General features: G+C 72.8%; 8 protein-coding genes. 1 reads left to right on the top strand and 7 read right to left on the bottom strand.

From position 1 onward, the window contains the following. Positions 1-82: 82 nt before the first annotated feature. From AB0D10_RS37285 to AB0D10_RS37255, 7 genes are all read right to left on the bottom strand, one after another. On the bottom strand, positions 83-772 hold the full coding sequence (locus AB0D10_RS37285; protein WP_360264553.1) for a hypothetical protein: 690 nt from the start codon (positions 770-772) through the stop codon (positions 83-85). Next, positions 765-1496, bottom strand: coding sequence for a hypothetical protein (locus AB0D10_RS37280; protein ID WP_360264550.1), 732 nt, complete (start codon positions 1494-1496; stop codon positions 765-767). The genes AB0D10_RS37285 and AB0D10_RS37280 overlap by 8 nt, the downstream gene beginning before the upstream one ends. 11 nt (positions 1497-1507) lie before the next feature. Beyond that, entirely contained in the window at positions 1508-2032 is a 525-nt protein-coding gene (locus tag AB0D10_RS37275; RefSeq protein ID WP_360264547.1) for a phage tail protein, read from the bottom strand. 7 nt (positions 2033-2039) lie between these two features. Further along, on the bottom strand, positions 2040-3887 hold the full coding sequence (locus tag AB0D10_RS37270) for a phage tail sheath C-terminal domain-containing protein (protein WP_360264544.1): 1848 nt from the start codon (positions 3885-3887) through the stop codon (positions 2040-2042). Positions 3888-4072: 185 nt separating this feature from the next. Next, positions 4073-4519, bottom strand: coding sequence for a hypothetical protein (locus tag AB0D10_RS37265; RefSeq protein WP_360264541.1), 447 nt, complete (start codon positions 4517-4519; stop codon positions 4073-4075). Between the two features lie 19 nt (positions 4520-4538). Further along, positions 4539-6284, bottom strand: a complete 1746-nt coding sequence (locus AB0D10_RS37260; protein ID WP_360264538.1) for a peptidoglycan-binding protein — start codon at positions 6282-6284, stop codon at positions 4539-4541. 542 nt (positions 6285-6826) lie between these two features. Continuing rightward, positions 6827-7522, bottom strand: a complete 696-nt coding sequence (locus AB0D10_RS37255) for a transcriptional regulator (protein WP_360264536.1) — start codon at positions 7520-7522, stop codon at positions 6827-6829. Positions 7523-7907: 385 nt separating this feature from the next. Here AB0D10_RS37255 and AB0D10_RS37250 point away from each other — a divergent pair, with 385 nt between their 5' ends. After that, the gene (locus AB0D10_RS37250; RefSeq protein ID WP_360264533.1) at positions 7908-8060 is read left to right on the top strand and encodes a hypothetical protein; all 153 of its coding nucleotides are present in this window, start codon (positions 7908-7910) and stop codon (positions 8058-8060) included. Positions 8061-8342: the final 282 nt, after the last annotated feature.

Below are 8342 nucleotides of genomic sequence, written 5' to 3'. Positions count from 1 at the left end.
GCCGGGTCAGCGTCCTGTGGGCACTCTTGCGCGACAACCGGGTCTTCACCCCCGATCCGGTCGCGCAGACGGCTTGACTCAGTCATTGAGACTCCCGGTTGAGGTACTTGTCCAGGTCGAGGGCCGGGCCCGGACGGGCGGCCGCCGGCTTGCGCGGTCCGGCCGGGGTGCGCTGGGCGGCCTTGACCTCGACCCGCCCGATCTGGACCCGTACCACCCGCTCGACCGGCCGCTGCTGGCGGCGGGTCCCGGTCCCGTGCGCCTGGCCCGGGGCGGCTGCCGCGGCGGCCCGCCGTACGGACGCCGGCGCGGCGGCGTCCGTACGGACCGGCGCGGGCGGTGCCACGGTCGGCAGCTCGGGGGCAGCCGCCCGGGGCAATGCGGTGACGGGCGTCGGTACGGCTGCCGGGCGGGCGTCCTCCCTCCGCACCGCCGGCTCGACGGCCGGTGCGGCAACGGGGGTGACCGGCGGCGCGATCAGCAGCGGCGTGCGCGGCAGCGGAAGGACGGGTGCGACAGCCGGCCGGTCCTCACCGACCACCGTCCGCAGCGCCCTCTCGACCGGCGCCGCCGGCGGCCGGGGGAGTGGCACGGGAGCGGGTCGCCTGCTTGAGCGGCCCGGCCCGAACGACTCCTCGTCCACGACCGGCGGCGCCGGAGCGAGCGCGTCGAGCCGTTCGAACGGCCCCGGCAGGCGCGGGCGGACCCGTACCCCGGCCCGGTCCCCGCCCGGGCCGCCCTTCGCCACCAGTCGGTCGAAGTGGTCAGGCATCTGCACACAGCTCCAGGTAGTAGCGGCGCCGCAGTGGGCTGAGCGCCAGGATCTCCGCCTCGCTCCAGCCGTAGGCGGTGGCCAGGAGGTGGACGTCGAGCAGGGTCGACCGGGCCCAGTCGTCCAGCTCCTCCCAGAGGTAGGAGGCGATGTCCAGCTCGGCGAGGGCCTGCTCGCCGCACTCGGGGCAGCTGAGGTTCAGCCGGACGTCCGCGCAGGGGTCGGCCGCGGCGGCGGCCTCGGCCACGCGCCGCTGGACCGGTTCGGGGAGCTGCCGGGCGGTGACCGGCTCCCCGCCGTGCTCGGCGGTCAGCACGCACCGCTCCAGCACAACGGCCCTGGCCCGGCCTGCGGGGACCTGTTCGGCGGCGGCCAGGTCGCCGGGGGTGGGCAGCCGGAAGCCGACCTGCCAGCCGTCCAGCTCCACCCGCAGCGGGCCGTCCGCCGGCCGCGCGGCACCGACCACCTGCCCGGCGTCGAAGGCGAACTCCATCTCCTCCGCGCAACTCGGGCAGCCGACCCGCACGTTGAGCCGTTCGCCGAACAGCTCCGCGCGCAGGCCGAACAGTTCGGCGTCCCGTCGGCCGAGTGGTACGGCCAGCAGTTCCTCCGCCCCGGCGCCCGGACGGGCGACGGTGTGCAGCAGCAGGGCCCGCCCGGTGCGGCCGGCCGCCAGCCCGGCCTCCCAGGCGGCCAACAGGGCTGCCTCCCCGGCGAGTTCCATCGGTCGGCCGCTCAGGCCGGCTGCTGGAACGAGGGCTCTTCCGGCTCGGGCGTCTCCTCGTCCCGCTCCCAGCCCTCCACCTCCAGCTTGAGGCTCTGGATCGCCACCGCGTTGGCGTTGGCATCCAGTTCACCGAGCGCCTGGTACTCACTCGGCCAGGCGCGGTACAGCTTGTGGGCGACCGCCACCTGACCGGCCTCGTTGAGCACCTGGATCACCAGGTCCTTGCGGAAGTCCCGCAACGAGACCTCCGCCCCGCGGCCCGCGCCGACCATCCAGACCTTGTTGGCCCAGCGGTCGAACTCCGGGTCGTGGGTGACCCCGCGCTCCAGGGTGACCGCCTCGAAGTCGGTGCGCCCCGGCGACTTGCGCGGCGCGCTCGGATCGCCCCCACTGCGGTGCTTCACCACCTCGGTGGTGCGCTTGAGCGGGCTGATCTTGCTGATTCCGGCGACGACCCGCCCGTCCCAGACGACCAGGAACTTGAAGTTCTTGTACGGATCGAACCGGTGCGGATTGACGGTGAACTCGACCATGGAGATCCTAAACCTCGAACTGTCCGGCGAGCTGCTCGATCTTGACGATCACGAATTCCGCGGGCTTGAGTGGCGCGAATCCGACCACGACGTTCACCACACCGCGATTGATGTCGTCCTGCGTGGTGGTGTCCTTGTCGCACTTGACGAAATAGGCCGAGCGCGCCGACGTGCCCTGGAACGCGCCCTGCTGGAACAGCGAGTGCAGGAACGCGCCCACGTTCAGCCGGATCTGCGCCCACAGCCGCTCGTCGTTGGGCTCGAACACGACCCATTTGGTACCGCGGTAGAGGCTCTCCTCCAGCATCAGCGCCAGGCGCCGCACCGGGACGTACTTCCACTGCGAGCTGAGCGCGTCGGCGCCCGCCATGGTCCGCGCGCCCCACGCCACCGGGCCCACCACCGGGAACGTCCGCAGGCAGTTCACCGCGAGCGGGTTCAGCAGGCCGTTCTCCCGGTCCGTCAGCGGGACGGTCAGCGCGCGTACCCCGGGCAGCCCGGCCTCGGTGCCCGCGGGTGCCTTCCACACGCCCCGCTGGCCGTCCGTGCGCGCCATCACGCCGGCGATGGTGCCCGACGGCGGGAAGCTGCGCAGCCGGCCGGTGAGCGGGTCGACCAGCTCCAGGTGCGGGAAGTACAGCGCGGCGTGGTCGTTGCGCACCGAGTCGAAGGCGGACAGGCCCGCCCGGGCGGCGTCCAGCGTCGTCCACGCCTGCGGCGAGTCGACGATCAGGAACATCCGCTGCTCCACGCAGAGTGCCTGGGCGGCCGAGACGACCGTGACGGCGTCGTCCACGCTGGCGTAGCCGGCCAGTTCCGGCAGCACCAGCAGGTTGACGTCCGGCACGTCGCGCAGGGCCTGGATGCCGGTCTTGCCGGCCTCGCTACCGATCAGGTCCGTCATGCCGGGGGCTCCGCCGTCCTGGCCGCCGGCGAGGGCGAGGACCGGCGGGTTGACCGAGCCCTCCAGTCCGAGGTTGTTGGCGGCCTCACCGAGGAAGCGCACCACGTCGGCCGGGTCGGTGGAGCCGGCGACGACCTGGAGCTGCCGCCCGAACACGCTCACCCGGGTGCCCGCGAAGGCCCGCTTGCCCGGGGCGTCGGGCAGGGCCCGCAGCTTGCGCTCCAGTAGCAGGGCGAGTTCGGGGACGGTGGTCGGCGCGATGCCGTCCGCGGCCGGGTCGTAGATCTTGACGGTCCGCGAGACGTCGGCGATCTTCACCTGGATCTCGTGGGTGAGGTCCGGCAGGGTGGCCGCGAAGGGCTTGGAGACGGTGCCCACCGGATCCGGCCGGCTCTCCGCGAGCACCTTGACCCGGACGACGGTCGAGCCGCTGTTCACCACCGTCTCGGCGAACCGGGGGCTGGCAGCCCGGACCGACAGGTCCGCGAAGGACTCCCGGACGGCGCCGGAGGTGTCGAAGACCTGGAGGTTGAAGGTCTCGGCCGGGGTCGGCGTCCGGTAGTCCACGGCGACCCGCAGCCCCCCGCCCCAGAGCCCCGGCTCGACGGCCGTGACCTCCAGGGACGGGGTGGCGGTGGAGGTCTCCGTCGAGGTGAGCGTGACGCCCGCGGCGGCGCCGGTGCCGGCCGCCGCGACCCGGACCACGATCCCGACCGAGCCCCCGTTGAGGAAGAACTGCTGGACGGCGTAGCTGACCGGGCTCTGACTCGCGAGTCCGCCGAAACGGCGTTCGAAGTCCGCGAAACTGGTGATGGTGACCGGCTGGTCGAGCGGGCCGCGCCGGGTGGCCCCGACGAAGGCGGTCACCGAGGTGCTCACCGCGGTGATGGTACGGACGCCGCTGGGAAGCTCTTCGATGTAGACGCCCGGGTAGGTCGGTGTCGTCGGCAATTCCCCCTCCGTTCACTTCGTGCATCACGAGGCCGTTGAATGGGATCCGGATGCATTGGTGGCAGACTCAGTTTCGGATTCAGGTGACAATTCGTCAAGGCCTGAACGGGAAAGGCTAATTGTATTACCGGGTCTTTTCGGGGGTTTCGGAATTTGGCATTCCACAACCCCTGTGCCGGTGCCCGTCAGCCGCCTTCGGGCAGGTTCCGGTAGTCGGGTCGGGCCGGCGTGGGGTCCGGCGGCGTCGGTGCGGGTGCGGGTGCGGGTGCGGGCTCAGGAGCTGGCGCGGGCTCAGGCGCCGGCGCGGGCGCAGGCGTGGGTGCAGGTGCGGACGGCGCAGGCGTAGGTGCGGCAGGCGTAGGTGCAGGTGTGGCCGGCGTGGGCGTGGGCGCGGGGACCGGCGGCTGGTAGGACGGCGGCCGGGCGGCCCCCAGGAACCATCCCCAGCTCGCGCCGAACCGGTGCTCCAGGAACCGGAACGCGGCGTAGTAGACCGTGCCGAAGCCGGTGACCAGGGCGGAGGTGACGGAGGCGTTGTCCAGGTGGATGCCGAGCCGCGCGGCCTGCACCACGAGGAACGCCACGATGTAGGGCACGCACGTGCGCCACAGGGACAGGGCGAGTTGGTACATCTGTCCTCCTCGGCCGACGTCAGCCGGCGACAGTGAATCCGTGCGCCTGGCCGAGCCGGGTCAGCGAGTCGATGCCGGGTATGCCGTCCGCCTGCTGCCCGCTGTACCCGTACCGGCGCTGCAGCGCGGAGTAGGCGTCGATGGTCTGGGTGCCGAACGAGCCGTCGGCCCACTGCCGGTCGAGCAGCCCCTCGGCGACGAGGGCCCGCTCCACCGTGTACACGTCGTCGGCGTGCGTGGTGGCGCCCTGGGGCGCGTCCGGGTCCTGGCGGGCCGCCGCGACCACCCGCGACTTCGACACCTCGGCCAGCGGGATCGGCCCGCCGAGCAGCCGGCGCAGCGAGGACTCGCCGGGCACGCCGTCCGCGTCCCCGCCGGAGTAGCCCAGACTGCGCTGGTAGTCGGCGTAGTTGAGGGTGTCGGCGTCGGTCCAGTCCGGTCCCGGGCCCTGGCCGTAGTGCGAGCCGAACCCCGCCGCCACCAGCGCCTCGCCGACGATGGTGACCTGCGGACCGTGCGCGCCGTAGCCGTACGACAGGCCGCCGACGTCCTTCCGGTATCTGGCCGGGGTCGGGTCCGGGGCCGGGTCCGGCTGGGGCGCGGGCTGCTGGGGCGGGGTGACCACCGTGCCGGAGGGGCGCGGCGCACCCGACGTCACCCAGGCGTACAGCGCCGGGCCGGGGCAGTCGGTCGAGTAGCCGTCCTGGTGCCCCTTGATCTCCGGGCCCGCCGGGCCCTGCTGCTCGCAGTACTCGATCGCGTCCCGCAGCCCGTTGAGCTGTTCCGGGGTGGGCTCGGTCGAGCCGGAGGAGCCGACCAACCCGCACACCGCATAGTGCGCCTCGTTGAGCGGGACATCGCCGTTGGCGCTGTTGCGCCGGTTCAGCCCGCGGCCCTCGAACACGTGGCCGTGCTCGCAGACCACGAAGCTGTAGCCGATGTCCGACCAGCCGTCGTCGTCCATGTGCGAGGCCTGGAGGCGTCGTACGTAGGCCGGGCAGGTGTCGTGGGTGTCGAAGGTGTACGCCGTGCCGAGGTAGTGCACCTTCACTCCGGCGCGCGGACCGGCGTACGGGATCGAACCGTTGGGCTCGCGCCAGGGCCGCGCGCCCCACTGGTCCCGGTCCACCAGCTGCAGTCCCGGCCAGTCGGGCGACTGCGGCCCCGGGGTCGGGGTCGGCGCGGGTGGCTCGGGGTCCGGGGCCCGGCCGGCGCCGGCCCACGCCCGCAACTCGTCCAGCGAGCCGTTGAACATGTCCGCGTCGAGCGGGTCGTCGCTGTACTGGTGGAAGCGCCAGGATGCCTGGATGCGCGGCGAACCCGCGGACACGTAGTCCGCTATCCACAGGAAGTCACCGGCGTTGTCGTCCGTCCGGAACCAGTAGTCCCGGTTGGTGTAGAGCCCGACCAGGCGGTCCGGGTAACGCTGCTTGACCGCCGCCAGCCACCGGTTCTTCGCCTCGGTCGCGTCGCCGTCGCCGACCGACTGTCCGTACGGCTCGAAGTCCAGCACCAGCAGCTCGCCTGGGGGCACCTGCCCCACGACCCGGCAGAAGTGCTCCACCTCACCCTCGACCGGGTTCTCCGCGTGCAGGAAGTGGTAGTGCCCGACCACCAGCCCGCGCCCCCGGGCGTCCGCGAGCTTGTCGGTGTACCCCGACTGGCCGGTGTGGCCGCCTTCGGTGGCCTTGATGAAGACGAACTCCGCGTCCCCCGGAATGCCCGACTGGAAGTCGGAGACGTCATAACCCTTCGCGTATGCCATCAGGATGCTCCCCCTTTGCGCCGATGGCAGCCACGGCCGACCGGCCCCAGCCCCCGGGGCACGCGACGCCGGCCAGGGCGTCATGTTCACTCCACAGTACAACTGACTGAACGTCAACTCCCGTGATTTGAAGGTGTTCTGTTGGTTCTGCGTGCCTCCTGCGGCGGCCCGTGCCGCAGGCCTGTGCCACTGGCACATCCACCGGACGACACGCCGTGGCGAGGGCGTTCGGGGGTCCTGTCCGGTGGTCGGGGGCCATGGTCGGGCCCGCAGAGGCGGCGCCCCGGCTGAGCGCCGCCGAGCGGATGTGCTCCAGCGCCCGGGCGTAGTCGGCGCGGCCGGGGTCGCGGCGGGCGGGTGGAGGTGAACCGGGCGATCGAGCTCCGGTTGCCGTGCCGGGGCAGCGGTGGTGCTCTCTCGGCGGGCGGAGATCAGCCGCTGGGACCGCGCCGAGTACGAGCTGTACCGGTCCGGGCTGCGCAGCCTGTGGGGCGAGGCGGAGGCCGCCTGCCGGCGGTGGGGCGAGCGGGGGTCGTCGTCGGTCAGGCGTCGAGCACGCCCAGGGTGTCCCAGAACAGGTGCTCGTAGGACTGGAGCATCGACCCGTACTCCCGGGCGGCGGCCAGGGCCGGCTCGTCGAGCCGGGCCGGCCCGAGCGCGTCGGCGGCCTGCTGCTCCAGTTCCGTCGCCGGCCGGGCGAAGAAGTCGAAGAAGGCGCACGCCTCGTCGGCGAAGCCGTAGTGCCGGCGCAGCGCCTGCGCGATGGTGGCGCAGTAGCTCCCCCAGGCCGCGAAGTTGGCGACCAGGGCGGCGGCCGTGGCATCGGGCCGGCCGTTCAGGGCGAGCCAGGCCAGGTAGCCGGGGTAGGCCTGGCAGCCGGGCAGCGGGGGCCGGGCCTGCGGTGCGGTGCGGCTCGGACCGCAGGCGGCGGCGAGCGCGGGCAGGGTGCGCAGCGCGGCGCTCTCGCCCTCGGCCAGAGTGGCGAACCAGGCACCGACCGGGCGGTCCGCGCAACGGGTGGCGAGCGCGAGCAGACTGCGGCGGTCGGAGCGGATGATCCGGTGCTGCTGGGCAGCGAGTTCGGCCAGTAGCCGGCGCGGGGCGGTGCCGTCGGCGAGCGCCGTGACCACGAAGGGCGGGGCGTCGCCGGGCGCCAACTCGGCGCGCAGCTGCTGGATCTGGTCGAGGATCGGGTGGTTCACCAGTGCCTCCGGGGTGCGGTTCGGTCCGGTGCTCATTCCTATCGGCTGGTGGCATCCGGGCGGCGCCGACAGGCCGAAGGGCGGCGGGGTGGCGCTGAGCGGTCGCGGTCCGGTGGTGCTCCCGGCCCGGTGGTGTGTTCCCCGTTCGGTGGTGGTGCTCCCGGCCCGGGCGGGCCGGGAGCGGTGGATCGCGGTGGGGGCCGTCGAGGCGCGCGGTGCGCGGTGCGAGGCGTACGGCGCGCGGTGCGTGCCGGTCAGGCTCCGGCGCTTCGGGGGCGCCCCGAAGGCGGTAGCGGAGGACCCTGTGGTCGCTCCTGTGGTGCCACCGTCGGGACTGCGTCGCGCGGGGCCCCGATACTCGGGCGATCACCGATCAGGGGGCCGGCAATGCGACCGAAACTGAGGTCCGATTGTGCTGTACGTGCCCACCGGTGACGGGGTACACGTGTTCGGCGCCGGAGCCGATGTCGCGCTGCGCGGCCGGGCCGTCTACCAGTGGCTGGACCGGATCGCGCCGAGGCGCGGCCAGGGACCGGACGATCGCCATCCCCCGAACCGGTGGAGCAGCGGTTGAAGGAGGAGGCTGAGCAGCACAGTAGCGAGGTCGCGGCCGTGCTCGACGAGCCGGAATCGGTGGTGCTCCACCGGCCGGACGGGTCTGGAGGACTGGCACCCGCTCGTCGAGCGCGCGTTGGCGTACGACGGGGATCCGTCGTGATCTTGGTATTTGAGACTTCACAGAACCGCTCTTGCCTGGGCCGACGGCGCCGTGTTTGATCAATCAGTCTTACAATCGTTCAAGGACCTGCCGAATGGCACGTGAGAGGGTCCGAGACAGAAGGTCGCCGGGGGGAGA

The sequence above is a fragment of the Kitasatospora sp. NPDC048545 genome (assembly GCF_040651155.1).
In the GTDB taxonomy this organism is placed as follows: Bacteria; Actinomycetota; Actinomycetes; order Streptomycetales; family Streptomycetaceae; genus Kitasatospora.
Note: the sequence above shows the minus strand (reverse complement) of the source record. Positions and strands in the feature narration are given on the sequence as shown.